Here is a 25980-nt window from a genome sequence, read left to right as displayed (position 1 = left end):
ACGCTCACCCTGCGGGCCGCCCCAAGTGGCGTTCAAACGCAATTGCGTTTGTTTGAGCACTGCCCAGGTTCAAAATGACAAGTAAAATAGCCCTACTCTTATTCTGTCACGACATTCTCAATCCGTGCCGGACCGGGCCAACCGCCGTCAAACCCCCATCCTGGGCCCCAACCGTAGCCGTAACCCGCTCGCCATCCCCACGGGCCATAGCCATAGCCGCCGGGTGGTGTTATCAGACGCTGCACAACATTCCACCGCTTGTAGCCCTGCGCATCGATCACGACATAACGATAGGGTTTATCCCCAATAGCGCCCTGTTCGGTGCCGACAATCGGCCCGATAACGGTGACCAGTTGGTCTTTAAAATCGACAGGTTCCAGAAAGCGATTCACATAGGCAATAAAACGCCCTTCTGACGGCATATCCAACCGCGGTTTCGCGCCGCTATCCAGCGGCATGCTGGCAATTTCCAGACGCGTTTTATTTGCTTCATTGCGGATGCTGACCACCCGCCCACCAAAGCGTGATTCCTGACCGACATAAATCTGCGGCGCATTCATCACACGCACCAAATCGTCCTGCGGCGTTGGTGAGGTGCCTTTAATGGCATCCGGCACCGTGACACAGCCAGAAAGCAGCAGTGCTGCCGCAACCAGCATACCGAGGCGTACTTTTTTCTGATTCAGATGCACACGCTTCATCTGTACGCTCTTTATTTGTACGCTCTTTATTTGTACGCTCTTTATTTGTACGGACATGGCACAACTCCCTCTACCAGATATCTGATAGTTAGACTGCACAGCATCGAATAAGTTGCTGTTTATGACGGGTATACTTCACGCCAAATGTGCATTCTGACTAGTCGCGCCCAGGCAGCTTTTTCCAGGTCACTTCATTGCGCAGGTAGCGCGGTTGCGCATTCTCAACGCTGACCGCTTTTCCTGCCTGCCATAGCTGACAGGCAAGAGGCAACATGTCCTGCGCCTGCGGCAACAGCACGTCGCCCTTCGCTAATACCAACGAAGAATGACTGACCAGTTCAGGATAGGTTTCCCATCCGGTTCCTACCGTGGCCCATTCACCTGACAGCGCGGCAGTTAACGCCTGCACCTGTTCAGGTTTCAATACCGCTTCCTCGGACTCGCCCTGCCAGCTACCGTCAGCGTTACGCTGATAGCAACCCCAGTACACTTCTCCCATCCGCGCATCAATGGCCGCCAGTACCTGCGTTGCCTGCGTGAGACGGAAAGCGCCTTGTGCCATCGTCGCCAGTGACGATACGCCAAGCAGCGGTAAATCCGCTCCCAGCGCCAGCCCTTGGGCAATGCCAATACCAATCCGCACGCCGGTAAAACTTCCCGGCCCCTGACCAAAGGCCAACGCATCAAGATCCTTGAGCGTTAGGCCGCTATCGGCCAGCACCTGCTGCACCATCGGCAGAATACGTTGTGTGTGTTCACGGGGACAAATTTCGAACAGAGAATGAATTTCACCTTCATTCCAGAGTGCGACGGAACAGGCTTCCGTTGCGGTATCAAGCGCTAGAATTCGCGTAGACATGCCAACCTCAGGCAGGATAAATAAATCTTAATAACCCGTATCATAGCATAAGCCCCTGTCGTGCCGCAGCCCTTCCCGCCATCGGTCAGGCCATGCGGCAACCGCCAATTGGGAATTATGTGTTACGCGTCAGGAAATTAATCGCCTGCCGAATATCGCGGGTACGCGGCGTCGGCGGTAGGCTGTTAAGGAACACGGCACCATACGGACGCATCACCAGTCGATTATCACAAATAACAATCACACCGCGATCGTCGACATCACGGATGAGTCGTCCGACGCCTTGTTTCAGGGTAATCACCGCATCGGGAACCTGCACATCGTCGAAAGGCTCCCCACCGCGCAAGCGGCAGTCTTCAATACGCGCCTTGAGCAGCGGATCGTCCGGCGAGGTAAAGGGCAGTTTATCGATAATGACGCAGGAGAGCGTATCGCCGCGCACATCCACGCCTTCCCAGAAGCTGCTGGTCGCCACCAGCAAGGCATTACCCGCCGACACAAACTGCGACAGCAGTTGCGCCTTGCCGGTTTCGCCCTGTAACAGCACCGGTAGCGTCAGCGTAGCGCGGAATTCGGCCGCCAAATCGCGCATCATCTGATGCGAGGTACACAGCATAAAGCAGCGCCCCTGATTCGCCTCGATCAACGGCTGCAACATCGCAGCCAGCCTTTTTGCCGCACCGGGACGATTGGTTTCCGGCAAGTTACGGGGGACGCAGAGCAGCGCCTGATTGGCATAATCAAACGGGCTGGGTAACAGGAGCGTGTTAGCGTTATCCAGCCCCAGCCTATCGGTGAAGTGGAAGAGTTGGTCGTTAACCGACAGCGTCGCGGAGGTAAACACCCAAGCCGCAGGTTTCTCTTTTATTAATTCACGAAAGCGATCGGAGACGGACAACGGCGTCAGCGCCAACACGAAATGGCGTGAATTACATTCGTACCAGTAGCTGTAACCCGGTAGCTGCACGTCTTTCAACCGTTTCAGGCGGTTGCGATAAAGCGTGGCACGCTCAAAGGCAGCATCCAGCAGCGCTGAACGCCCAAGCGACAGTTTCGCAACGTCGTAACACAGCTCCAGCGCATCATCCAGCAGCACCAGCGCACGCTGAAGCGACGGCTGTTCGAGCACATCCCGCAGATTGCCGCGAAACCCCGGGTCGCCCAGCGCCAGCCGAAAATCCTGCGTACTTTGCGTCAGGCGATCGGCACTTTTTTGCAGTTGAGAAGCGTCGCGCACTTCGGTGCGGTAAGCAATGATGATGTCTTTCGCCAGATCCAGCAGTTGGCGGCTGGAAAGCTGCTGGCCAAAATATTGGCTGGCGATATCGGGAATTTGGTGGGCTTCATCGAAAATGACGACATCACTTTCTGGGATCAGCTCCGCAAAACCGCTCTCCTTCACGACCATATCGGCCAGATAGAGATGATGGTTGACCACCACGATATCGGCATCCATCGCTTTACGCCGAGCTTTCACCACGAAGCACTCTTTATAGTGCGGACAGTCGCTGCCCAGACAGTTATCGTTGGTGCTGGTCACTAACGGCCAGATCGCGCTGTCTTCTGCCACGCCTGAACAGGTCGTGACATCGCCCTCCGTCGTTTCTGACGACCAGCCGCGCAGCCGAACCAGCTCGCTCAGCGTTTCACCGGGTAAATCACCGCCGCCCAGCGATTGCTGTTCAAGCCGTTCCAGACAGAGGTAGTTCGAGCGACCTTTCAGCAGCGCTAATTTGCCTTTGTACTTCAGCGCCTGCGCGATCGTCGGTAAATCGCGGCTATAGAGCTGATCCTGTAGCGCTTTCGAACCGGTCGAAATGATGACTTTTTTATCTGAACGCAAGGCGGGCGCAAGGTAGGCATAGGTTTTACCGGTTCCGGTCCCCGCTTCCACCACCAGCGCCGTTTTATCGTCGATAGCCCGCATGACGGCCTGCGCCATCTGTCGCTGTGGCTCACGAGGCTTGAAGCCCGTGATCGCTTTAGCCAGCGCGCCGTCATTAGCAAAATCATCAATTACACGATCGTTCGTCACGCCTGCTCTCTTTTTCAAGGGAATGCTGTATCCGTAAGCCCCTGACCGTTTCAGGCCGTGGCAAAATATCGCGCTGATTATGCCAAGAGTCACCCGACGCTACCACCCTAAATCAGGAAAGCGTGCCGGAACCTGCTGTGTTAGGCTTGGCGGCTGGTATTGATTGATGGCACTATTTTAATTATCCCCACATGGAGAACCCCCACCTCATGGCGATCACACGAATTAATCCTGAAGCACGTTGGTCAGACGCCGTCATCCACAACAACACGATCTATTACACCAGCGTACCGGAAAATCTGGATGACGACGCACAGGCGCAAACGGAAAACGCGCTGGGCGCGTTAGATGCGATCCTACAACAGGCGGGAACGGATAAGAGCAAGCTGTTAGACGTGACGATTTTTCTCGCCGATGCGGATGATTTTGCTGCGATGAACGCCGCGTGGGATGCCTGGGTCGTGGCGGGTAGCGCGCCTGTACGCTGCACCGTGCAGGCTAAATTGATGCATCCGCAATTCAAAGTCGAAATCAAAGCGATTGCTGCGGTATAAGCCATCACCACTTTTATACCCTAAATAATTCGAGTTTCAGGACAAAACGTTAGCGTTTTGAACAGCGCTTGCGCTGACCCCGAAGGGGTGAGGCCACAAGGCCGAATCACGCGGCAATCGAGGGACAAATTTGTCGGGAACGAATTTGTCCAGCCAAAGGCTGGCCTTCGGTGAGAGACAGGATGTCTCTCATTTCATCCCGATGAGCTTACTCAGGTAAGTGATTCGGGTGACTGACAAATCTGCCAGAGGCAGATTTGAACGCTGCTTGCAGCGGCCCCAACGGGGCGAGGTCCACGCAAGTGGAGCGAGTAACGCAGCCAACGCACATGCAACTTGAAGTATGACGGGTATAGGGGGAGGCGTGGTTATTGCTCTTCTTCCTCTTCCCCATCGTCAAAATGATGTTCTTCGTCGCTGTCATTAAATTCGTCATCATCTTCGTCAAACATCATCACGACGGTGTCACCTTGATGATTCTGACGGATATCCGCAGCAACCAGTGCTATCGCCTGGCCACTGCTCATGCCCTCAGACATTAATTCCTGAATACGCTCTACGGCATCTTGTTGCTGCTTGTGCGTCAGCGCGGGCATACCTGCAATCATGATATTTTCCTAGTTGGTAAATTCGCCTGTATCATCGCACGCCGGCTTCGGCATACACCAGCATTTCCGCTTTGTGGTACGCTGTGGTCAGTAAAATCGACACGCTATCGACACAACCACACAGTGAACACAACACGAAAAACATGACTGCCGCCAATACGACTCACGTACCTAACGCAAGCGATTCAACCGCAGCAACGGGCTCCGCCGTTATCTATCACGCGCTGCCTTACTACCCGACGGTGCTGCTCGAACGCTTTGCGCCTTTTTCCCAACAGCCGTGGGCGATGTTGCTGCATTCCGGGTTTGCCGATCATCCGCACAACCGCTTCGATATTATGGTCGCTGACCCGCGAGTTACGCTTTGCACGCGCGGAGACAAGACGGAAATTACACGTGACGGCGTCACGAATACCGTAGAAGGCGATCCGTTTACCTTATTGCAAGAGCAGCTTGATTCACTCGCGTTGCCCGCGGAAACACATCCTGATTTCCCTTTTCAGGGGGGCGCACTTGGCCTGTTCGGCTATGATCTGGGGCGTCAGATTGAAACGCTGCCCGCAAAAGCTGGGCAAGATATTGATTTGCCGGATATGGCGGTGGGTCTATACGACTGGGCGCTGGTTGCCGACCACCATCGGCAGACGTTAACGCTGATCGTACATCATTCCCTTCAGGCAAAGCTCGACTGGTTAGCGACTCCGCCCGTTAACGCCCCAAAAGCCGATTTCAGCCTTACCAGTCGTTGGCAGCCGAATATGTCACGCGAGGCGTACGGCGAAAAATTCCGCAAAATACAGGACTACCTTTTGGCGGGAGACTGCTATCAGGTCAACCTGGCACAGCGCTTTTCCGCGGCTTACGATGGTGATGAATGGCAGGCATTTTTACGACTGTCAGCAGGTAATAAAGCGCCCTTTTCCGCTTTCCTGCGCCTGCCGGAAAATACCGTCATCAGCGTATCGCCGGAACGTTTTCTCTGGCTGGAAAATCACCGCATTCAAACGCGCCCGATTAAAGGCACACTGCCGCGTCTTGCAGATCCGAATGCCGATAAACAACAGGCGGTGCGGCTCGCTAATTCGGAAAAAGATCGCTCAGAAAACCTGATGATTGTCGATCTCCTGCGTAACGACATCGGTCGCGTCGCGGTGCCGGGCAGCGTCCGCGTGCCGGAGTTGTTCGTCGTCGAGCCTTTTCCCGCAGTGCACCACCTGGTCAGCACAATTGAAGCTCAGCTACCGGAAGATTGCCCCGCAACCACGCTGCTACGCGCCTGCTTCCCCGGAGGATCGATTACCGGCGCGCCCAAAATCCGCGCCATGCAGATTATTGAAGAACTGGAGCCTCAGCGCCGCAATGCCTACTGCGGCAGCGTCGGCTATATCAGCCTGTGCGGCACTATGGACACCAATATCACTATCAGGACGTTACTAACCGAACGCGGCAAAATCTACTGCTGGGCGGGCGGTGGCATCGTCGCCGACAGTCAGGAACAGGCTGAATATCAGGAAACGTTTGATAAAGTAGGCCGTATACTTCCCCTGCTATACCCTAAATAATTCGAGTTGCGTGAAGGCGGCAAGAGAGGGAATCCCGATGAGCTTACATAAGTAAGTGATTCGGGTGACAAATCTGCCGGGAGCAGATTTGAACGCTGCTTGCAGCGGCCCCAAGGGGGCGAGGCTCATGGATGAGCCGAGTAACGAGCGCAGCCAACGTACATGCAGCTTGAAGTATGACGAGTATAGATGGTTCCCAGACAATTCAGGTACTGAGTCAATGAGTGAGATCGCTTTGCCGCCAACGGCTTTTGCGCTGAACGATTTTATTACGCGCTTTCAGTTACAGCTTCCGCCATCGCTGCGACCTGTGCACCAGCAGCGTCAGGCTGCGGTTCTGGTGCCGATTATTTGTCACCCTACGCCTACGTTGTTATTGACCCGACGTTCTGCCGAACTACGTAAGCATGCTGGACAAGTGGCGTTCCCCGGCGGGGCGGCGGATAAAGAAGATCGTTCAATCATCGAAACGGCGCTGCGTGAAGCGCAGGAAGAAGTGGCTATCCCACCGGAAAACGTACAGGTGCTGGGCGTATTACCGCCGCTGGATAGCGTCAGCGGTTTTCAGGTCACACCCGTCGTCGGGCTGATCGCCCCACAGACTCGCTTTCATCCCAATGAAGACGAAGTCGCCGAACTGTTTGAAATGCCGCTGGCCGAGGCCTTCGCGCTAACGCGCTATTACCCGCTGGATATTGAGCGCAAGCAGCAACGGCATCGGGTTTATCTTTCCTGGTATCAGCAGCAGTTTGTCTGGGGGCTAACCGCCGCCATCATCCACCAGCTCGCCTTACAGATTTCCGACAGGCCCTAAGCCCGAGGCTGCGTTCAGCGGCTTTTGACTCATCACTTCTTTTCTTTCACTAAATATCCCTATTCTAAAAGCGGCCTTTGCGTTCAAAAAGCATCCAGACATAGCATTTACAATGACTTAGATCGTATTTAGGATAAGTTAAATTATACGATGACATAAGTTTATTTCATGCGAAAAAGAAAGCCACACAACATATTCCACACTACAATAGCGCGATTTGACGAGTTTTATTCTAATTTTGGGGTATATATCCACTACAATTCAGGTCATGTCTCGCTGAAACCGAAATCATCAGATAATTCGCAGCATAACTATCTGATTATGATGAAGGAACCGGATGCAGGCGATCGGGTAATAAGAGTGGGTACGACTCTGAGTCTTTAAGGAGTTTCGCGTGATAAGCGTTTTCGACATGTTTAAGATCGGTATTGGCCCCTCTAGCTCTCATACGGTTGGACCGATGAAAGCCGGTAAGCAATTTGTCGATGAATTGATCAACCTGGATCGACTGACCGCAACCACGCGCATTGCCGTCGATGTGTATGGCTCACTGTCGCTGACGGGTAAAGGCCACCATACGGATATCGCTATCATTATGGGTCTGGCGGGCAATATGCCAGATACCGTGGATATTGATGCGATTCCCGGTTTCATCCGCGATGTTGAGCAACGCGAACGCCTGCTGCTGGCTAACGGGCAGCACGAGGTAGATTTCCCACGCGAAGGCGGTATGGTTTTCCGCAGTGAAAATCTGCCACTGCACGAAAACGGCATGACGGTCACCGCCTTTGCCGACAATAAAGAAATTTATAGCAAAACCTATTATTCCATCGGCGGTGGCTTCATCGTCGATGCAGAGAATTTTGGCAAAGACAGTACCACTGACGTATCCGTTCCCTATACGTTCAATTCCGCCAAAGAGATGCTGGATCACTGCAAACAAAGTGGCCTGTCGCTTTCTGGGATGGTGATGCGTAACGAGCTGGCGCTGCACAGCCGTCAGGATATTGATGCCTACTTTGCCGATATCTGGCAGACGATGCGTGCCTGTATCGATCGCGGCATGAACACCGAAGGCGTCTTGCCCGGTCCGCTGCGCGTACCACGTCGTGCTTCTGCACTGCGTCGTATGCTGGTGTCTTCCGATAAACTGTCCAACGACCCGATGAACGTGGTGGACTGGGTCAATATGTTCGCGCTGGCGGTGAATGAAGAAAATGCCGCAGGTGGCCGTGTGGTTACCGCACCAACGAACGGCGCATGCGGCATCGTCCCTGCTGTCCTTGCCTATTACGACCACTTCATCGAGCCCGTTAGCCCGACCATTTATATTCGTTATTTCCTCGCGGCGGGCGCGGTCGGCATTCTGTACAAAATGAACGCCTCCATCTCCGGTGCCGAAGTGGGTTGTCAGGGCGAAGTGGGCGTAGCCTGCTCCATGGCAGCCGCTGGATTGGCAGAGCTGATGGGCGCAAGCCCGGAACAGGTTTGCGTCGCCGCCGAGATCGGTATGGAACACAATCTGGGCTTAACCTGCGATCCAGTTGCGGGCCAAGTACAGGTCCCGTGCATCGAGCGTAACGCAATTGCTTCCGTTAAGGCGATTAACGCCGCCCGCATGGCAACGCGCCGCACCAGTGAAGCGCGCGTCTCGCTGGATAAGGTGATTGAAACCATGTACGAGACGGGTAAAGACATGAACGCCAAATACCGCGAAACCTCACGGGGCGGGCTGGCGATCAAAGTGCAGTGTGATTAACGCACACTGTAGCGTGATGAGTCATCATCCTGCTTCTGCTTTTATTTCCATCTATGAAAAAGCCCCGCCATATTGGCAGGGCTTCATTTTGTCATCTACTTGCGCAGAACGACTTACGCATCTTCATCTTCTTCCCGATCGACGATACGTTCTACACGCACCAGTTCAATACGATATTCGGACACGTCGATGATATGGAAGCGCAGGTTGTACAACTCAATGATGGCACCGACTTTCGGGAACTCATCACTATGCGCCAACAGCATTCCTGCCAGTGATGCATACTCTTCCTTCGGATCAACCAGCTCGCTGCTATCCACCACCTGTTGTAAAGCGTGTAGATCCGTTCCGCCTTTCACCAGCCAACCTTCGCCGTCTGGGATGATATCCAGCGTTTCGTCTTCATCCGGGAACTCACCCGCGATCGCTTCCAGCACGTCCAGTGGCGTGACCAACCCTTGCACCACACCAAATTCGTTGGCAATGATGACCAGGCTACCTTTCGCACGACGCAGAACGGGCAGCAGGTTAATCACATCCAGCGTTTCCGGCACGACGATCGGTGGGTTAGCCGCAGCAAAACTTTCCACATCAGTCTGTGTTTCCAACGCCACCAGCAGATCCTTGGCACGGACCACGCCGATAATTTCATCCAGCGACCCGCGACAGATTGGGAACAGGCTGTGAGGCGTATCCAGCAATTGCATACGGATCTGTTCGACAGAACTTGCGCTATCCACCCAGGAAATTTCAGTCCGCGGCGTCATCACGCTGCGCAGTGAACGCGAGGCTAACGTCAGCACACCGCTGATCATATTGCGCTCTTCTTCGGCGAATTCCTCTGTTGTGAGCTTCTTCTGCGGTTCATCCGCATCCATGTTGTCCGTGTTTTTCCGTGAGCCCATCAGGCGCAGAATGGCCTCTGCGGTACGTTCACGCAAAGGACGGTGCGACTGATGCTTCATAAAGTTATGACGGGCAATCTGGTTAAACATTTCGATTAGAATAGAGAAGCCAATCGCCGCGTACAGATAACCTTTCGGAATATGGAAGCCAAGACCTTCCGCCATCAGGCTCAAACCAATCATCAGCAAGAAGCTGAGACACAGGACAACCACCGTTGGGTGCTCGTTGACAAAGTTGGTCAACGGTTTAGAAGCAATCAGCATGACGCCCATTGCGATGATCACCGCCGTCATCATGACGCCCAGATGATCTACCATGCCCACCGCAGTAATCACGGCATCCAGCGAGAACACGGCATCCAGCACGACGATCTGTGCCACCACGGCCCAGAAACTCGCATGGGCGCGATTGCCGTTGCCATCGTGCGTTTTATTCTCTAGCCGTTCATGCAGCTCCATCGTGGCTTTGAACAAGAGGAACACACCACCGAACAGCAAAATCAGGTCACGACCCGAGAAACTGAAATCGCCAAGGCTAAACAATGGACGCGTCAGTGTGACCATCCAGGAAATCAAAGACAACAGCCCCAGACGCATTAACAGCGCCAGGCTTAAACCGATAATGCGGGCTTTATCTCGCTGTTTGGGGGGTAATTTATCCGCCAAAATGGCGATAAACACCAAATTGTCGATACCCAGAACAATTTCCAGAACCACCAGCGTCAATAAACCTGCCCAGATTGAAGGATCTAGCAAAAATTCCATGTCAGACTCCAGAAAATGAACGAGCAGATGACATCAATGCATGAGCCGCATTGAATGGTAATAAAAAGAGTTGGTGTGGATCAGAGAGATTCTGAATGTGGTCTGAGTGACCAGCTGAGTACAGAAAACCGCCAGCATTAGCGGGAAAACAGAGAACGTTTTGTCGGTGACAGTCCATGGGAAGGGCTGATGCCCGGTGCTCCTAAGCAATTTAAGGGACGTTTACTCTAACAGGTTGTTACCAATTTTCACAAAGAATTTCTTAGACCGGCTTCGCATTGATAACGCGCCCAAATTTTCCCATTCAGAGCCCTTTTAGCCCTTGGTTTAACTGGTCAGCATTAGAGCATCATCACACTATTTATTTTTTCGATAAGTAAAATAAATCTGTCAGTCACGATTTCTAGCCTGACAACCTGGAGGAACACAGTGAATGTCATGAATCCACGGTAAAATTTTTTCTTGCAGCCATACTAATACCGCGACGGTTAACGTTCAGCTTGTGAACGTTGACCCGGTTTCCTGACACATTGACTCTTTTTTGATCGTGAACGTGAGGAGGTAGCAAGTGAGTATTGCAATCATGTTATGCACTCACGGCGCCACTGCGGGACCGCTGTTAAAGACAGCAGAAATGATTCTTGGCGAGCAAAGTAATGTCGCCTGGATTGATTTCGTTCCTGGAGAAAACGCCGAAACATTGATAGAAAAATATCAGGAAAAACTCACGCAGTTAGACACATCACAAGGCGTGCTGTTTCTCGTTGATACCTGGGGCGGCAGCCCGTTCAACGCCGCCAGCCGCCTCGTCACCGACAAAGAAAACCATGATGTTATCGCCGGCGTGAATATTCCCATGCTAGCGGAAACCTTTATGGCTCGGGATGATAACCCGTCCTTCTCCGATCTGGTTTCTATCGCGTTGGAAGCTGGTAGAGATGGCGTAAAAGCCCTGAAGCATCAGGAAAAAGCCAAAGTAGCCCCCCCTTCTCCTCCACCGCCCCCAAAAGCAGTCCCCACACCGGCAGGACCCGGCGAACATATGAAGATTGGGTTGGCTCGTATCGACGACCGTCTGATTCATGGTCAGGTCGCCACCCGCTGGACGAAAGAAACCAATGTTTCGCGCATTATTGTTGTCAGCGATGAAGTTGCTGCCGATCACGTGCGTAAAACGTTGCTGACTCAAGTTGCGCCACCGGGCGTTACCGCGCACGTGGTGGATGTGGCAAAGGCCGTTCGTGTTTATGACAATCCGAAATATGCCGCCGACCGCGTGATGCTGTTGTTCACCAATCCGACGGATGTATTAACGCTGATCGAAAATGGCGTAAACATCACCTCGGTTAATATTGGCGGGATGGCATTCAAACAGGGGAAAACGCAGGTGAATAATGCTGTCTCTATCGATGAGAAGGATATTGCGGCATTCCATGAATTAGATAAACGCGGTATTGAATTGGAGGTTCGAAAAGTATCAACCGATTCCCGGATTAAAATGATGGACTTGATTAACAAAATGCCGCGTTGATACCTATCGTGCTGCGAAGGTTATTAACGCTACTGTCACCATCAATAATAGTTTTATAGACCTGGCGATTTTCAAGATAGGTATTTATGTCGATATTGAAAAGCTTTATGTCGACATGGAAAACTTTACGTTGACCTTGAAAAACAACGGGGATGGCGATTTATTTTACTCAGACACATTTTATAGGAGAAGTACGATGGAGATTACCACACTTCAAATTGTGCTGATATTTCTCGTCGCATGTGTTTCGGGGATGGGTTCGATTCTTGATGAATTCCAGTTCCACCGTCCACTCGTCGCTTGTACGCTGATTGGCGCAGTATTAGGTGATTTAAAAACCGGGATCATTATTGGCGGTACGCTGGAAATGATCGCGTTAGGCTGGATGAACATCGGTGCAGCCGTAGCACCAGATGCGGCGCTGGCGTCCATTATCTCAACCATTCTAGTTATTGCTGGCGGTCAAGGGATTGGTGCTGGGATTGCTCTGGCAATTCCGCTTGCGGCAGCCGGGCAAGTCTTAACCATCATTGTTCGTACCATCACGGTTGCGTTCCAGCATGCGGCAGACAGCGCGGCAGAGCGAGGTAATCTAACGGCTATCAGTTGGATTCACGTTTCTGCCTTACTGCTGCAAGCCATGCGTATCGCGATTCCTGCAGTGATCGTTGCCGTTTCCGTTGGCACCGATGCCGTTCACGCCCTGCTGAACTCCATCCCAGACGTTGTCACCAACGGCTTGAATATCGCCGGTGGGATGATCGTTGTTGTCGGTTACGCGATGGTCATCAACATGATGCGCGCGGGTTACCTGATGCCGTTCTTCTATCTTGGTTTCGTTACCGCTGCCTTCACTGAGTTCAATCTGGTGGCTCTGGGCGTAATCGGTATTGTGATGGCGGTGCTGTATATCCAACTCAGCCCGAAATATAACAAGGTTCAAGGCCAGTCTGTCGCATCAGGCAATAACGGTCTTGATAACGAACTGGATTAACAGGAGTGAGAAAAATGGTCGAAAATACGAAAGTCAAAAAACTCACTGACGGCGATATCCGCGCGGTGTTTATCCGTTCCAACCTGTTTCAAGGCTCCTGGAACTTTGAACGTATGCAGGCACTCGGCTTCTGTTTTTCCATGGTGCCAGTGATTCGCCGTCTTTATCCTGAAAATTCGGAAGAGCGTAAACAAGCAATCAAACGCCATCTGGAGTTTTTCAATACGCAGCCTTTTGTTGCCGCTCCGATACTCGGCGTAACGATGGCGATGGAAGAGCAACGTGCTAACGGCGCTCCTATTGACGACGCGGCAATAAACGGTCTGAAAGTCGGGCTGATGGGGCCACTGGCTGGCGTCGGCGACCCGATATTCTGGGGTACCGCCCGTCCGGTATTCGCTGCGCTAGGCGCAGGGATTGCCATGAGCGGCAGCCTGTTGGGGCCAGTGCTCTTTTTCGTCCTGTTTAACCTGGTTCGCCTGCTGGTGCGTTACTATGGCGTCGCCTACGGCTACCGCAAAGGGATCGATATCGTCAGCGATATGGGCGGCGGTTTCCTGCAAAAAATGACCGAAGCGGCCTCTATCCTCGGCTTGTTCGTCATGGGGGCATTGGTCAATAAATGGACTCACGTCAACATCCCGATGGTGGTGTCGACAGTGACGAATCAGAACGGGGAAACCACGGTGACCACCGTTCAATCCATCCTTGACCAGCTCATGCCGGGGCTCGTTCCCCTACTGCTGACGTTCGGCTGTATGTGGCTGCTACGGCGCAAGGTAAATGCGCTGTGGCTGATTATGGGCTTCTTCGCTATTGGTATCTTCGGGTACTGGATCGGTCTGCTCGGCGTGTAATGTTCAATGGCCGGGTGCCAATACGCCCGGCCATTTTTATTCACGGACACAAATAGTTAACGGACAAGGGTAATACGGATGACGATGACGGATATCACGCTGGTGGTGTTGATTGCATTAGCACTGGTTTATGCCATCTACGATGAGTTCATCATGGATAAACTCAAAGGGAAAACACAGCTCCTCGTCCCCTTAAAGCGGATGAATCGACTCGATACGCTGATTTTTATCGGCTTAGTCGGCATTCTTATTTATCAGAATGTGATGAGCAATGGTGCCATTATCACCACCTATCTTTTGATTTCGCTGGCCTTCATGGCGTGCTATCTAGCTTATATTCGCCGTCCCAAACTGGTTTTTAAATCAACCGGATTCTTTTATGCGAATATATTCATTCCTTATATCAGAATTAAAAATATGAATTTATCTGAGGATGGCGTATTAGTTATCGAACTTGAGAAGCGTCGTTTATTGATACAGGTTGCACAGCTCGACGATTTAGAGAGAATATATAAATTTATGATTGAGAATCAATGAGGTAAGTTTACCTTTAAATTATTTAAAATAACGTTGGCTATACACCTCATGTTTAGATGGTATTTTAACCACAATAACTCTGTCGTTATTTTATACGATTCCTCATTACCAATGACTAAATGAAAATAATTATCAATTTCATTATTAACACTTAAAACTTTTAGTGTTGTTTGCACCATAAATAATATGGTAAGGTTGCGCCGTCATTGGGGAGTAGCCGATTTCTGATTAGTCATTATTCATAGTAACTCGTCAGAAATGCTCGTATCAACATACTCGTTCTATCTCCATATTATCGGAGCATAAACGTGGTGCGGGCGGCCAAGCGTGATTGGCAGGCGAGACCATAGACACGTGGCATCATCTATCGGGTTGGAGATGATCTGCGTGGATATGGTTAATCGTCCAGCCGAGGCTACTTAAAATGAACATGTCAGCAACACTTATCCTAGCATTTGGTATGTCAATGGATGCCTTCGCCGCGTCAATCGGTAAAGGTGCCGTACTGCATAATCCCCGTTTCCGCGATGCCATTCGTACCGGCCTCATCTTTGGTGTTATCGAAGCTATCACCCCGCTCATCGGCTGGGCACTTGGCTTTTTTGCCAGCCAATATATTCTCGAATGGGATCACTGGGTTGCCTTTACCCTGTTACTGATTCTGGGTGGCCGCATGATCGTTGAGGGACTCAAAGGTTCTTCAGACTGCCGCTGCGAAAAAGTCAAAAACCATAGTCTGGCACTGCTAGTTTGTACCGCGGTTGCCACCAGCCTGGATGCCATGGCAATTGGCGTTGGGTTAGCTTTTCTTCAGGTCAATATTTTCCATACCGCCATGGTCATTGGCTGTGCCACCATGATTATGGTCACACTCGGAATGATGATTGGCCGCTATATCGGACCGATTCTCGGCAAAAAAGCAGAAGTTATGGGCGGGCTGGTTCTGATTGGTATCGGCTGTAATATCCTGTATGAACACCTCGGCTACGCCGCCTGATATACCCATCATACTTCACATCAACGGGCAGCCCGACTATCGCGCTGCCCGTTTTTATTCTTCTCGATTACGCAACTACCACATCGCTACCAACACGCTGATGCAAGCGGATAATAAAGTCCGTTTCACAACTAAACGCGGTGGCCGCTTGCAGTCGCTCGCTAACGTCTGGCGTTGCCCGCCAGGCAAAGGGCGTCATTTGCAATAGCGCCGCAGCCTCACTCCCGGATAGCTGCATCGGATACGCGAGCGTTTGCTGATCCATAAGCTGAAAGCCTGCGAGCACTTCATCTTTGCTCGGATGTAATAACACCTCATCGTAGACTTCTGCTTTCAGTTGATAAAGATGTCGTGGCCCCGGAGATACCGTCACCACCCAACCGCCAACCTTAACGGTGCGCTGTAATTCCGCGTCATTACACGGCGCATAGATCTTTACCACAGCATCAAGGGATTGGTCCTGAAAAGGCAGCCGCTGGCTGGAGGCGACGCAAAACTCAACGTTGTCATACCGCTTTGCCGCCCGCTGAATCGCCGCCTTGGAAACATCCAGCCCGTATATCGTCATCGTTTTGCGCGATGTAAGACGATGAGCAAACTCTGCAGTGTAATACCCTTCACCACAGCCGATATCCAGCAGCGCCACAGCGTCATCCGCCACAATACGATCTATGTGCTGCGCAACGACGTCACGTAGCGGTTGATAGTGACCGGCCTCCAGAAAGCTGCGACGCGCCTGCATCATTTCAGCGCTATCACCAGGTTGTTTTGAACGCTTAAACTGTACCGGCAACAGGTTAACGTACCCTTCTTTCGCACGGTCAAAACTATGTTTACCACACGTCCATTGCCGCGGGTGTCGCTCCAGAGGTAACTGGCATAGCGGACACTGATAACTCATCGGCACATTTTCCTCATTAAAAACGTCTTCATTGCATTACGGGTGTAGATAAAAGCATCACAGGTGCAGATAAAACACAGACAACAAAAAACCCGCACCATGGCGGGTTTTGCAACAGAGCTGTAAAATTACAGCGCAGTGACGTTTACTGCAGAAGGACCTTTCTGGCCATCCTGAATTTCGAATTCTACGTTCTGGCCTTCAGCCAGAGTTTTGAAGCCGTTGCCTTGAATTGCAGAGAAGTGTACGAATACATCTTTGCTGCCGTCAGCAGGAGTGATGAAACCAAAGCCTTTAGACTCGTTGAACCACTTAACCTGACCTTTAATCTTTGCCATTTCAAATATTTCCTTTAATTGTTTAAACCGCCAAAAAGGCGTTATACAGACAAACCAAAGTCGTTACTGCTTGAGGCACTAAGATAAGGATCGGCAGAGAAGCAGCATGCAACACTAAAGGTTGTACTTAAGTCTTCTTTACTGAAAATGCCATTCATATACAGAACTGTACCTCGTTTTACCCAGAAGCGTTATTACACACTATGTAAACGATGGCAAGGGCTTTTTTATCAGTCGTGGACATGCCGCACAAATTCACGTCATCCTTGATTCATTAATACACGATAATGCTTGCTGACACCTATATTCACAGGCAGCGTCTAACACGGCACAATAAGCGCACTTCAGATTCTATTATGCAAAAAAATACGCGACAATCGTCGCATTTCTGGCACAGAGGCGTCGGAAGTCATAACAAAAAGCTATAATTGACGCACTTATATGAAGAGATATTGACCATTAACAAAAAAGCGCGCCCGACATCGGCCACGCTTATATCAATGTTTAAAATCGATTGTCATTTTTATGCTATCTGTATCTTTTGCATTAATACATTACATAATAGAAATTATTTATAGACTAATCTTTCGTTACGCAGGGAATTAACTGGTTTGAACCAATAGCACTATTAATGCCATCAAAAAAGTCAATAAGACCAAACTTGCCAACTTCCAACGTCGTTCTGATTTTGTGCTCATATCACTTACAATCCTTTTGTATAAAATAGAGACATCTCTCACATTCTTTATGGTTTATCGGCAGAGATCAGAACTTTCTTAAGACGACATAAGATTTCTCTCGCTTTTTGGCGTAAATTTCACCATGTGTATAGCTATGTATAGTTGCGCGACAGTTCACTACCGTTACCGTTAGACTTTCGTTGTAACCTTAAGTACGATTCATTAAATTAAAGCAACATTTCTGTTATCAAAGGAGCATGATGCGTTCCTTACCCGCGCAAGCACGTGCTACGTGCCTGCGAACACTGACTTCTTGTGTCATGAGACACCCTCCAATATTCATTCCCCGCTCTTTTCTGCCTCTTGACTTAAATGATATTGATAATTATTCTCAAGTAACACTTTCACGGTTTGTAAGGATATTCGCATGATCGGTTTTCACGCTCATTTACCTGCCCTATTCCGTCGCATCGCGCTGCCGTGCGCTTTACTGCTTTTAGCCAGCACCTCTGCTCAGGCGGCTGAAAAGCTTAAAGTCATCACGACCTTTACCATCATTCAGGATATCGCACAGAATATTGCAGGCGATGCCGCGACGGTTGAGTCCATTACTAAACCCGGAGCGGAGATTCATGATTATCAACCGACACCGCGTGATATTGTTAAAACACAGTCCGCACAGTTGGTGCTGTGGAACGGCATGAATCTCGAACGTTGGTTTACGCGCTTTTTTGAGAACGTAAAAAATGTGCCCGCCGTTGTGGTGACGGAAGGCATCACGCCGCTTCCTATTCGCGAAGGTGCCTATAATGGCAACCCAAATCCGCATGCCTGGATGTCGCCTTCCAACGCATTAATCTATATTGAAAATATCCGTAAAGGTCTGGTGCAAGCCGATCCTGCGAATGCAGAAACGTATAATCGTAACGCCAAAGCCTATGCGGAAAAAATTAAGGCTCTCGACGCGCCGCTGCGTGAGCGTCTTGCCCGTATCCCAGAGCAGCAACGCTGGTTAGTCACCAGTGAGGGTGCATTCAGCTATCTGGCGAAGGATTATCAGTTCAATGAAGTCTATCTCTGGCCAATCAATGCTGACGAACAAGGTTCGCCGCAGCAGGTACGTCGGGTTATCGATACCGTGCGAGAGAAGGCTATCCCTGTAGTTTTCAGCGAAAGCACTATTTCCGATAAGCCAGCAAAGCAGGTCAGCAAAGAAACCGGGGCGAAATATGGCGGCGTGCTGTATGTTGATTCGCTGTCTACAGAGAAAGGCCCTGTGCCGACCTATATCGACCTGTTACAAGTGACGGTGGAAACCATCGCGAAAGGATTTAATCAATGAGTAGTGATCGAGCAGTACAGTCATTAGAAGTCAATGATGTTTCGGTTACTTACAGCAACGGGCATCAGGCTATTCGCCATGCTTCTTTTTCCCTGACCGGTGGAACGATTTGCGCCTTGGTTGGCGTCAACGGCAGCGGAAAGTCGACATTGTTCAAAAGCATCATGGGGTTGGTCAAACCAACCTCAGGGCAGGTACTGCTCAACCAGCAACCGATCTACCAAGCGCTGAAACAGAATCTGGTTGCCTATGTTCCACAAACGGAAGACGTAGACTGGAATTTCCCCGTTTTGGTTTCAGACGTAGTCATGATGGGCCGCTACGGGAGGATGAATTTCCTGCGCATCCCCAGCAAACAAGACCGCACTATTGTGGCGGAATCGCTGGAGCGCGTCGGGCTATCGACGCTGCAACATCGCCAGATCGGTGAACTGTCCGGTGGACAGAAAAAGCGCGTCTTTCTGGCGCGGGCGCTGGCTCAACAAGGCAGTGTGTTGCTGCTGGATGAGCCTTTTACTGGCGTAGACGTTAAAACAGAGAACGCCATTATCGATCTGCTTCGCACCTTGCGTGATGAAGGGCATTTGATTCTAGTGGCAACCCATAACCTCGGTAGCGTTCCTGAGTTTTGTGACAACGTTATTTTGGTTAATCGCACCGTTTTAGCCGCAGGACCGACGCACAGCACCTTTACCCAAAGCAATTTGGAGAAAACGTTCGGCGGTGTTCTGCGACACATCAACCTCGGAGGTTCTCATCTTCACGATGATGATGATGTCCGCTCGGTGACAGTGTTGACAGACGATGAGCGTCCGGCCGTGTTCTATGGGTCGACCAAGAGCGATCCTCCTGCATCACGCGCTGTACCGGAGGAGAAAAAGCCCTGATGATCGATATCCTGTTGCAGCCATTCAGCTATAACTACATGGTCAAGGCGATCTGGGTCAGCGCGATTGTCGGCGGCGTGTGTGCTTTTCTTTCGGCGTACCTGATGCTGAAAGGCTGGTCGCTGATGGGCGATGCGCTCTCCCACTCTGTCGTCCCCGGTGTTGCAGGAGCCTATGCTCTGGGCCTGCCCTACGCGGCGGGTGCATTTTTTACCGGTATGCTTGCCGCACTGGCAATGACGCTCATCCGCCACATTACCCGATTGCGCGAAGATGCGATTATCGGCTTTATTTTCTCAACGTTTTTCGCTGTCGGCCTGCTGATTATTTCACTCAACCCGACATCGGTTAACGTGCAGTCCATCATTTTCGGCAATATTTTGGGCATCGCCGACGAAGATGTCCTGCAAGTTGAAATCATCATCGGCGTGACGTTCGTGATTCTCTGCCTGCTGTGGAAGGATCTGCTGGCCGTGTTCTTTGATGAGAACCATGCCCGCTCGATCGGTCTTTCCCCGCTAAAGCTGAAAATTCTGTTCTTTACGCTGCTGAGTGCCTGTACGGTCGCGGCACTGCAAACTGTTGGCGCAATTTTGGTAATTGCGATGGTGATTACACCTGGTGCCACCGCTTACCTGCTCACCGATCGATTTGGTCGTCTGATTGTGATTTCTATTGCACTAGGTGCGATCACCAGCGCGGTCGGGGCGTACCTGAGCTTCTTCCTTGATGGTGCAACCGGCGGCGTGATTGTCACGTTGCAAACCGTCGTCTTCCTGTTGGCATTTGTCTTTGCACCCAAGCATGGGTTGCTGGCCTCTCGCCGTCTGCGGTTACGCGATCAATCAGGAGATGCATTATGACGCTCATTAGCTGGCTTATCGATCCCCTGTCCTACCCGTTCATGCAGCGTGCACTACTTGCCGCTGTCGTCACCGGTACGGTCTGCGCGGTACTGTCGTGCTATCTGGTGCTGAAAGGCTGGTCGCTAATGGGTGATGCCATTTCCCATGCCGTGCTGCCCGGCATCGTTGTCGCGTTTTTACTGGGGATTCCGTTAGTCATCGGGGCTTTCGTTTCCGGTATTTTTTGTGCGGTAGCGACGGGATACGTAAAAGAACACAGCCGGGTTAAAGAAGACACGGTCATGGGGATCATCTTTTCCGGCATGTTTGCGCTGGGGCTCGTCATGTTTGCGCGTATCGATACCGATCAGCACCTGAACCATATTCTGTTTGGTAACGTGCTGGGCATCACTCAGCAAGAGCTGACGCAAATCTTACTGATCGCTGGGGTGACGCTGGCCATCATCTTGTTAAAGCGCCGAGATTTTATGCTGTACTGCTTCGATCCCAATCATGCCCGCGTTATCGGCCTGCCCGTCAAGCTACTGCACTACGGATTGCTGAGCCTGCTGGCGATGACGATTGTCGCATCCTTACAGGCCGTCGGCGTTATTCTGGTGATCGCGATGCTGATTGCGCCGGGCATTATTGCCTTCATGGTCTGTAAACGTTTCGAGCGCATGGTGCTTGTTGCCACGCTGGTTTCCGTTATTTCCTGTATTGCTGGCACCCTGATCAGTTTCTATATTGATGGCGCAACTGGCCCTTGCATCGTGATCGTTCAGGCACTGTTCTTCACGCTGGCGCTGACTTACCACCAGCTGAAACAACGTCGTCAGGCGGCATCTCAGGCCGTCACCGACGCGTTGTAATCCTTTCGCCCTCAGCCTTTTAGCATGACGTAACCGGAAAACAGCCGTCGGTTACGTCATTAATGCGCTATTTCATTGCCTTATCTACCGGATTGAGCGTCGTCCTAACTCCGCTATTTTTAATTCCGACTATACTTGTTTCTCGTTATCTCGGCCTATCGGTTATCACTGTGCGATAGATTCCATTTTTATTGTGCTCAATGGGTTACCGTAAACGAATCACCCCAGTGAACAGCATCGTATCGGGCAACATCAACGGGAGGATGACCTTATGTGGCAAGCTATCAGCCGACTTTTGGAAGAGCATCACGGTACTGCGGATATTCAGGAGCGTCACGAATTATCCGGCGGTGAAATACACCCAGCCTGGTATGTCCGCTACGGCGAACATGACGTTTTCGTAAAATGCGATAGCCGTGAAATGCTGGCCAAATTCACTGCCGAAGCCGATCAACTTCACTTGCTGAGCCGCAGTAATACGGTGCGTGTACCCGCCGTCTATGGTGTCGGTAGTTCACGCGATCACAGCTTCCTGCTTCTGCAATATCTGCCCGTCAAACCGTTGGATGCGCACAGCGCCTGGTGCCTGGGTGAACAGTTAGCACGCCTGCATCAATGGAGTGATCAGCCACAATTTGGACTGGATTTCGATAACGACCTCTCAACAACGCCTCAGCCAAACAGTTGGCAGCGACGCTGGGCGACCTTTTTTGCCGAACAGCGTATTGGCTGGCAGTTACAGCTGGCGGCAGAAAAAGGGATGCATTTTGGTCATATTGAAACGCTAATTGCCCGCGTTGAGGAACGTCTGGCAGGACATCAGCCCCAGCCGTCGCTCTTGCACGGTGACTTATGGCCAGATAACTGTGCAAATAGTCAGGATGGCGCTTATCTGTTCGATCCGGCCTGCTATTGGGGAGACAGAGAATGTGATTTAGCGATGCTGCCGCGCTACCCGGCCCTGCCGCCACAGATTTATGATGGTTACCAGAGCGTGTGGCCGTTGGATAAAGGCTTTATCGATCGCCAGCCCATTTACCAGATTTATTATCTGCTTAACCGCGCCAATCTTTTCGGCGGCAAACATATTGTTGAAGCACAACAGCTCATTGAGCGACAGCTTTTAATCTAAGGCGAAATGGTTGCGCTGATATAAGATGCTTGATCTAAGGTGAGAAGAATACCGAGTCTGGCGCAACGGCTGCGCCAGACCGTTAATCAGACTGGCAGCCCTAATAAACGTAACACCAGATAGCCAATACCCGCGATAATCACCGGCAGGATATAAAGCGGAAAGAATTGCACAAAAATCGTGTGTCCAGGAACAATAACACGTGATTCCAGCGTCTCACGCGTGTTCCCACCATCACCTTTCATCTTTTCCAGAATCAGTTGATCTTCAATGCCTTCTTTAATAGCTTTCGCCTGACGAGACATCCGGGCACCCGAAACCTGTAAAGCCAGGCCAATAAAAATCAGGATGTAGATCAGCCAAAACATCAGCGTCGCCCCACTGAAAAAACGCGTAAAATCCGGTACCGGCGAGTTGTACCAAAAAATATTCAGGAAAGGCGTATTAAAGCGCACCATGTCGACCATCAGGTGCACAAAATCCAGAAGAACAGCATCAATACCCTGTTTTTTCTGGGTATAAGCGTAGAGATAATTAGCTAGCGAGACGAAGGTTGAAAGCAGCGCGGGAATAAAAAGGATCCATCCGGCAATGCGTTTAACGACGGCAATACGGCCAGCCTGTTGATACGTCATGAGAACCCCTTCTTAGCGACGCAACATCGGTAATATATCGTTTTAGTACGACGGGTAGCCTACTGTAACTTTACGCGCAGTCAACACTTTATCTCCCGCATAGCCAGAGTCGTGCCCTGCAACTCGACTTATTAGGGTATAGTTTATCAGTAAATTTTCTTTTCCTTTGCTGACGGAGCCAGTGGTATGTCCTTTGATTCTTCTATACGAGCGGCGATTTTCGATATGGATGGGCTGCTGATTGATTCAGAACCGTTGTGGGACAAGGCCGAACTGGAGGTTATCGCCTCGCTTGGCGTAGACATTTCACTACGAGAATCCATGAAAGATACTTTGGGTTTACGCATCGATATGGTGGTCGAACTCTGGTATCAGCGTTCTCCCTGGGCGACACCTGCCCGAGACGAGGTTGTCCGCCGTATTATCGATCGCGCGATTGAACTCGTTGCCGAACAGCGCCCGCTCTTACCCGGCGTCGAACATGCGCTGCAACTGTGTCGTGAGCAGAATCTCAAAATTGGACTGGCTTCCGCTTCGCCGCTCCGCATGCAGCAGCAGGTGCTGCGCATGTTTAATCTGGAACACTACTTTGATGTCCTAATGTCAGCCGAGACACTGCCGTATAGCAAGCCTCATCCGGAGGTCTATTTGAATGCCGCAAACGGACTCGGCGTTCCTCCGACACAATGTGTGACGCTGGAAGATTCGGTGAACGGCATGATCGCAACCAAAGCGGCACGCATGCGTTCGATCGTTATTCCACAGGCTGAATTTCGCGATGACGCTCGCTGGGCGCTGGCAGACTATAAGCTGCATTCCCTGAATCAGCTGACTACTGAACATTTAATCTAGGAATTAGGAAGTAGAAGCAAAAGAAGAGAAAAGTAGACATCGTGGGATATGACGAAAGCGTGGCCAGTCTACTGGCTGACCACGCTTTGAAGCATTACAGGAAATCCGCTCGCTTAGGCGAGAAAGCATCGATCAGAACGCTGCCATCTTCCAGCGCAACTACGCCATGCATCTCGGGTTTCACCGCCAGATAGGCGTCGCCCGCTTTCAGGATACGTTTATCACCTTCGATCTCCACTTCAAAGCTGCCAGCAGCAACATAAGCAATCTGATCGTGAATTTCATGGAAGTGCGGCGTACCAATCGCACCTTTATCAAAGTGCACGTAAACCATCATCAGCTCATCGCTCCAGGTCATGATTTTACGTTTAATTCCACCGCCCAACTCTTCCCACGGCGTTTCATCATCAATAAAGTATCTTCTCATCGTCATCTCTCCTCTAACGCTTTTATTGCCCATACCTTCGATTGCGTCAACAAACCATGCACGACAACGAGGGTATGATTATGGATTGCGACATTTTAGCCACATCAGTACCAGAAGAAACATAAAATAAGCAAAACCATGACGGCCCTCAAGAAATAAATAAAACATTATTTCATTTTTATTGAATTCGCATCCCATCCAAACTATCATCCCGCATAACAAGAAAGAACCGGGCAGGTTGAGGAACAGGTGACGTTGTCACTGCCACGCGACATCATCTGTTTCGCCCGGCGCTTTCACTAGAAACAGTAAGTACAGTAAGTAATGAAACGGCAGTTTTTCACATGATGGGTCAGCAGCAGGAAGCCCGTCATAGCGTAATAAAAAACGAGCGGACGGTGATTGCACCGATCTGGTCGATGCATTCCGGTGTTGGCACCAGACGCTACACCTTTATCTGGGGCATGGTTGGCGAGAATCACGTTTTCGGTGACATGGATCACGTCAAGGTTAGCGAGTTACGTTAATCGCTTTCAGCCGGAATTACCGGTGTTCCCTACAGTAACAGCTAACGACTAAGTATTTTGTCGCTTATAGAGAGATTACAGATATGATTTTAAATTCTTTTGATTTGCAAGGTAAAGTTGCTCTGATCACGGGTTGTGATACGGGTTTGGGTCAAGGCATGGCTATCGGTCTGGCACAAGCAGGCTGTGATATCGTCGGCGTCAACATCGTTGAACCGAAAGACACTATCGAAAAAGTCACCGCACTGGGACGTCGTTTCCTGAGCCTGACTGCCGACATGAGCAATGTCTCTGGTCATGCAGAGCTGGTAGAGAAAGCCGTTGCTGAATTTGGCCACGTTGACATTCTGGTTAACAACGCCGGTATCATCCGTCGTGAAGATGCGATCGATTTCAGCGAGAAAAACTGGGACGACGTAATGAACCTGAACATTAAGAGCGTTTTCTTTATGTCTCAGACCGTTGCTCGCCAGTTCATCAAGCAAGGTAAAGGCGGTAAGATCATCAATATCGCTTCTATGCTGTCCTTCCAGGGTGGTATCCGCGTACCTTCTTATACCGCATCAAAAAGCGCCGTTATGGGCGTAACCCGTCTGATGGCGAACGAGTGGGCAAAACACGGTATCAACGTCAACGCAATTGCACCGGGATATATGGCGACCAACAATACCCAGCAACTGCGCGCCGATGAAGAACGCAGCAAAGAAATTTTGGATCGTATCCCAGCTGGCCGTTGGGGTTTGCCACAGGATCTGATGGGTCCGTCTGTCTTCCTGGCATCCAGCGCATCTGACTACATCAATGGTTACACGATTGCCGTTGATGGTGGCTGGCTGGCTCGCTAAGCGCAGTTTTTCTTAGCGGCATTTCGCCAACCTACGATAAAAAGCACAATTCCGGTTGTGCTTTTTATTTGTTTTTCAAGTTGTTATTTCGTTTTCCATGATTCTTTCTCCTGCCAAAATCCTTTCTTAAAAAAAATCAAAACAACGTTCCGACTTTGATCACACTTTCGATATTGCGTGCATGACGACAAGGTTAATAGCGCAATATAATCAATCAAA

Annotated in this window: 26 protein-coding genes and 1 pseudogene; 17 read left to right on the top strand and 10 right to left on the bottom strand. The window is 50.8% G+C overall.

The features are described 5' to 3' along the window. Positions 1-98: 98 nt before the first annotated feature. From EIP93_RS10870 to EIP93_RS10860, 3 genes are all read right to left on the bottom strand, one after another. Positions 99-701 (bottom strand): Slp family lipoprotein, encoded by a 603-nt coding sequence (locus EIP93_RS10870; protein ID WP_125233335.1) that lies wholly within the window; start codon positions 699-701, stop codon positions 99-101. A 157-nt stretch (positions 702-858) separates the two neighbouring features. Next, positions 859-1560: a tRNA (adenosine(37)-N6)-threonylcarbamoyltransferase complex dimerization subunit type 1 TsaB gene (gene tsaB / locus EIP93_RS10865; RefSeq protein WP_125232698.1), complete on the bottom strand. Its 702-nt coding sequence runs from the start codon at positions 1558-1560 to the stop codon at positions 859-861. Between the two features lie 115 nt (positions 1561-1675). Then, the gene (locus EIP93_RS10860; RefSeq protein WP_010299924.1) at positions 1676-3595 is read right to left on the bottom strand and encodes a DNA repair helicase YoaA; all 1920 of its coding nucleotides are present in this window, start codon (positions 3593-3595) and stop codon (positions 1676-1678) included. A gap of 209 nt (positions 3596-3804) precedes the next feature. Here EIP93_RS10860 and EIP93_RS10855 point away from each other — a divergent pair, with 209 nt between their 5' ends. Further along, the gene (locus EIP93_RS10855) at positions 3805-4149 is read left to right on the top strand and encodes a RidA family protein (RefSeq protein ID WP_010299926.1); all 345 of its coding nucleotides are present in this window, start codon (positions 3805-3807) and stop codon (positions 4147-4149) included. Positions 4150-4517: 368 nt separating this feature from the next. On the opposite strand, the gene EIP93_RS10850 is transcribed toward EIP93_RS10855, so the two are convergent. Then, complete coding sequence (locus tag EIP93_RS10850) at positions 4518-4757, bottom strand: YoaH family protein (RefSeq protein ID WP_103860770.1); 240 nt, start codon at positions 4755-4757, stop codon at positions 4518-4520. A 143-nt stretch (positions 4758-4900) separates the two neighbouring features. On the opposite strand from EIP93_RS10850, the gene pabB reads away from it, so the two are divergent. From pabB to EIP93_RS10835, 3 genes are all read left to right on the top strand, one after another. Then, a complete protein-coding gene (pabB, locus tag EIP93_RS10845) occupies positions 4901-6319 on the top strand; it encodes an aminodeoxychorismate synthase component 1 (protein WP_107332921.1) in 1419 nt (472 codons plus the stop codon). Positions 6320-6539: 220 nt separating this feature from the next. Beyond that, the gene (locus EIP93_RS10840; protein WP_103940414.1) at positions 6540-7133 is read left to right on the top strand and encodes a CoA pyrophosphatase; all 594 of its coding nucleotides are present in this window, start codon (positions 6540-6542) and stop codon (positions 7131-7133) included. Between the two features lie 394 nt (positions 7134-7527). After that, the gene (locus tag EIP93_RS10835; protein ID WP_103940416.1) at positions 7528-8892 is read left to right on the top strand and encodes an L-serine ammonia-lyase; all 1365 of its coding nucleotides are present in this window, start codon (positions 7528-7530) and stop codon (positions 8890-8892) included. Positions 8893-9005: 113 nt separating this feature from the next. Here the strand turns inward: EIP93_RS10835 and EIP93_RS10830 are convergent, their stop codons facing one another. Beyond that, positions 9006-10562, bottom strand: coding sequence for a TerC family protein (locus tag EIP93_RS10830; protein WP_109224729.1), 1557 nt, complete (start codon positions 10560-10562; stop codon positions 9006-9008). A gap of 568 nt (positions 10563-11130) precedes the next feature. Between EIP93_RS10830 and manX the strand changes: the two genes are divergently transcribed. The 5 genes from manX (at position 11131) to mntP (ending at position 15478) form a co-directional block, all read left to right on the top strand. Next, positions 11131-12093 (top strand): PTS mannose transporter subunit IIAB, encoded by a 963-nt coding sequence (gene manX, locus EIP93_RS10825; protein WP_107332923.1) that lies wholly within the window; start codon positions 11131-11133, stop codon positions 12091-12093. 196 nt (positions 12094-12289) lie between these two features. Beyond that, entirely contained in the window at positions 12290-13087 is a 798-nt protein-coding gene (locus EIP93_RS10820) for a PTS mannose/fructose/sorbose transporter subunit IIC (protein ID WP_039300201.1), read from the top strand. 14 nt (positions 13088-13101) lie between these two features. After that, complete coding sequence (locus EIP93_RS10815) at positions 13102-13944, top strand: PTS mannose transporter subunit IID (RefSeq protein ID WP_039512598.1); 843 nt, start codon at positions 13102-13104, stop codon at positions 13942-13944. 78 nt (positions 13945-14022) lie between these two features. After that, the gene (locus EIP93_RS10810) at positions 14023-14481 is read left to right on the top strand and encodes a DUF986 family protein (protein WP_103940420.1); all 459 of its coding nucleotides are present in this window, start codon (positions 14023-14025) and stop codon (positions 14479-14481) included. Between the two features lie 424 nt (positions 14482-14905). After that, the gene (mntP, locus tag EIP93_RS10805) at positions 14906-15478 is read left to right on the top strand and encodes a manganese efflux pump MntP (RefSeq protein WP_039489603.1); all 573 of its coding nucleotides are present in this window, start codon (positions 14906-14908) and stop codon (positions 15476-15478) included. A 67-nt stretch (positions 15479-15545) separates the two neighbouring features. On the opposite strand, the gene rlmA is transcribed toward mntP, so the two are convergent. The 3 genes from rlmA to EIP93_RS10790 all read right to left on the bottom strand — a co-directional run bounded on the left by rlmA (position 15546) and on the right by EIP93_RS10790 (position 16875). Then, the gene (gene rlmA, locus EIP93_RS10800) at positions 15546-16379 is read right to left on the bottom strand and encodes a 23S rRNA (guanine(745)-N(1))-methyltransferase (protein ID WP_125232697.1); all 834 of its coding nucleotides are present in this window, start codon (positions 16377-16379) and stop codon (positions 15546-15548) included. Between the two features lie 128 nt (positions 16380-16507). Next, complete coding sequence (gene cspE / locus EIP93_RS10795; protein ID WP_005968829.1) at positions 16508-16717, bottom strand: transcription antiterminator/RNA stability regulator CspE; 210 nt, start codon at positions 16715-16717, stop codon at positions 16508-16510. Between the two features lie 41 nt (positions 16718-16758). Beyond that, on the bottom strand, positions 16759-16875 hold the full coding sequence (locus EIP93_RS10790) for a DUF2627 domain-containing protein (protein ID WP_085996916.1): 117 nt from the start codon (positions 16873-16875) through the stop codon (positions 16759-16761). A 949-nt stretch (positions 16876-17824) separates the two neighbouring features. Here EIP93_RS10790 and EIP93_RS10785 point away from each other — a divergent pair. From EIP93_RS10785 to EIP93_RS10765, 5 genes are all read left to right on the top strand, one after another. Next, positions 17825-18739 (top strand): metal ABC transporter substrate-binding protein, encoded by a 915-nt coding sequence (locus EIP93_RS10785; protein ID WP_103940426.1) that lies wholly within the window; start codon positions 17825-17827, stop codon positions 18737-18739. After that, positions 18736-19626: a manganese/iron ABC transporter ATP-binding protein gene (locus EIP93_RS10780; protein WP_125232696.1), complete on the top strand. Its 891-nt coding sequence runs from the start codon at positions 18736-18738 to the stop codon at positions 19624-19626. The genes EIP93_RS10785 and EIP93_RS10780 overlap by 4 nt, the downstream gene beginning before the upstream one ends. Further along, positions 19626-20489, top strand: a complete 864-nt coding sequence (locus tag EIP93_RS10775) for a metal ABC transporter permease (RefSeq protein WP_119880152.1) — start codon at positions 19626-19628, stop codon at positions 20487-20489. The genes EIP93_RS10780 and EIP93_RS10775 overlap by 1 nt, the downstream gene beginning before the upstream one ends. Further along, entirely contained in the window at positions 20486-21343 is an 858-nt protein-coding gene (locus EIP93_RS10770; protein WP_010299954.1) for a metal ABC transporter permease, read from the top strand. Before EIP93_RS10775 ends, EIP93_RS10770 begins: the two co-directional genes overlap by 4 nt. A gap of 271 nt (positions 21344-21614) precedes the next feature. Next, positions 21615-22475 carry a fructosamine kinase family protein gene (locus tag EIP93_RS10765; RefSeq protein WP_039505436.1) on the top strand — a complete coding sequence of 287 codons (861 nt, stop codon included), beginning with the start codon at positions 21615-21617 and terminating at the stop codon, positions 22473-22475. Positions 22476-22561: 86 nt separating this feature from the next. Here EIP93_RS10765 and EIP93_RS10760 read toward each other — a convergent pair whose 3' ends face one another. Further along, on the bottom strand, positions 22562-23110 hold the full coding sequence (locus EIP93_RS10760) for a YniB family protein (RefSeq protein ID WP_039358273.1): 549 nt from the start codon (positions 23108-23110) through the stop codon (positions 22562-22564). Positions 23111-23296: 186 nt separating this feature from the next. On the opposite strand from EIP93_RS10760, the gene hxpB reads away from it, so the two are divergent. Beyond that, a complete protein-coding gene (gene hxpB / locus EIP93_RS10755; RefSeq protein WP_125232695.1) occupies positions 23297-23962 on the top strand; it encodes a hexitol phosphatase HxpB in 666 nt (221 codons plus the stop codon). 94 nt (positions 23963-24056) lie between these two features. On the opposite strand, the gene EIP93_RS10750 is transcribed toward hxpB, so the two are convergent. After that, positions 24057-24389 (bottom strand): cupin domain-containing protein, encoded by a 333-nt coding sequence (locus EIP93_RS10750; RefSeq protein ID WP_005968848.1) that lies wholly within the window; start codon positions 24387-24389, stop codon positions 24057-24059. Between the two features lie 317 nt (positions 24390-24706). Here EIP93_RS10750 and EIP93_RS10745 point away from each other — a divergent pair. Together EIP93_RS10745 and kduD are read left to right on the top strand one after the other, a co-directional pair. Next, positions 24707-24916: pseudogene (locus EIP93_RS10745) on the top strand (5-dehydro-4-deoxy-D-glucuronate isomerase); the annotation flags it as partial. An 83-nt stretch (positions 24917-24999) separates the two neighbouring features. After that, complete coding sequence (gene kduD, locus EIP93_RS10740) at positions 25000-25761, top strand: 2-dehydro-3-deoxy-D-gluconate 5-dehydrogenase KduD (protein WP_010299965.1); 762 nt, start codon at positions 25000-25002, stop codon at positions 25759-25761. Positions 25762-25980: the final 219 nt, after the last annotated feature.

The sequence above is a fragment of the Pectobacterium versatile genome (assembly GCF_003932035.1).
In the GTDB taxonomy this organism is placed as follows: domain Bacteria; phylum Pseudomonadota; class Gammaproteobacteria; order Enterobacterales; family Enterobacteriaceae; genus Pectobacterium; species Pectobacterium versatile.
The sequence above is the reverse complement of the archived record's forward strand: the minus strand, read 5'-3'. Positions and strand labels throughout refer to the sequence as shown.

Coding starts and splice junctions, on each gene's coding strand:
- rlmA (WP_125232697.1), bottom strand. CDS start 16,379: ATGAGTTATCAGTGTCCGCTATGCCAGTTACCTCTGGAGCGACACCCG.
- tsaB (WP_125232698.1), bottom strand. CDS start 1,560: ATGTCTACGCGAATTCTAGCGCTTGATACCGCAACGGAAGCCTGTTCC.
- EIP93_RS10770 (WP_010299954.1), top strand. CDS start 20,486: ATGACGCTCATTAGCTGGCTTATCGATCCCCTGTCCTACCCGTTCATG.
- mntP (WP_039489603.1), top strand. CDS start 14,906: ATGAACATGTCAGCAACACTTATCCTAGCATTTGGTATGTCAATGGAT.
- kduD (WP_010299965.1), top strand. CDS start 25,000: ATGATTTTAAATTCTTTTGATTTGCAAGGTAAAGTTGCTCTGATCACG.
- EIP93_RS10820 (WP_039300201.1), top strand. CDS start 12,290: ATGGAGATTACCACACTTCAAATTGTGCTGATATTTCTCGTCGCATGT.
- EIP93_RS10760 (WP_039358273.1), bottom strand. CDS start 23,110: ATGACGTATCAACAGGCTGGCCGTATTGCCGTCGTTAAACGCATTGCC.
- EIP93_RS10780 (WP_125232696.1), top strand. CDS start 18,736: ATGAGTAGTGATCGAGCAGTACAGTCATTAGAAGTCAATGATGTTTCG.
- EIP93_RS10765 (WP_039505436.1), top strand. CDS start 21,615: ATGTGGCAAGCTATCAGCCGACTTTTGGAAGAGCATCACGGTACTGCG.
- EIP93_RS10750 (WP_005968848.1), bottom strand. CDS start 24,389: ATGAGAAGATACTTTATTGATGATGAAACGCCGTGGGAAGAGTTGGGC.
- EIP93_RS10830 (WP_109224729.1), bottom strand. CDS start 10,562: ATGGAATTTTTGCTAGATCCTTCAATCTGGGCAGGTTTATTGACGCTG.
- EIP93_RS10785 (WP_103940426.1), top strand. CDS start 17,825: ATGATCGGTTTTCACGCTCATTTACCTGCCCTATTCCGTCGCATCGCG.
- pabB (WP_107332921.1), top strand. CDS start 4,901: ATGACTGCCGCCAATACGACTCACGTACCTAACGCAAGCGATTCAACC.
- EIP93_RS10815 (WP_039512598.1), top strand. CDS start 13,102: ATGGTCGAAAATACGAAAGTCAAAAAACTCACTGACGGCGATATCCGC.
- cspE (WP_005968829.1), bottom strand. CDS start 16,717: ATGGCAAAGATTAAAGGTCAGGTTAAGTGGTTCAACGAGTCTAAAGGC.
- EIP93_RS10855 (WP_010299926.1), top strand. CDS start 3,805: ATGGCGATCACACGAATTAATCCTGAAGCACGTTGGTCAGACGCCGTC.
- EIP93_RS10810 (WP_103940420.1), top strand. CDS start 14,023: ATGACGATGACGGATATCACGCTGGTGGTGTTGATTGCATTAGCACTG.
- EIP93_RS10775 (WP_119880152.1), top strand. CDS start 19,626: ATGATCGATATCCTGTTGCAGCCATTCAGCTATAACTACATGGTCAAG.
- EIP93_RS10850 (WP_103860770.1), bottom strand. CDS start 4,757: ATGATTGCAGGTATGCCCGCGCTGACGCACAAGCAGCAACAAGATGCC.
- hxpB (WP_125232695.1), top strand. CDS start 23,297: ATGTCCTTTGATTCTTCTATACGAGCGGCGATTTTCGATATGGATGGG.
- EIP93_RS10840 (WP_103940414.1), top strand. CDS start 6,540: ATGAGTGAGATCGCTTTGCCGCCAACGGCTTTTGCGCTGAACGATTTT.
- EIP93_RS10870 (WP_125233335.1), bottom strand. CDS start 701: ATGAAGCGTGTGCATCTGAATCAGAAAAAAGTACGCCTCGGTATGCTG.
- EIP93_RS10790 (WP_085996916.1), bottom strand. CDS start 16,875: ATGAATGGCATTTTCAGTAAAGAAGACTTAAGTACAACCTTTAGTGTT.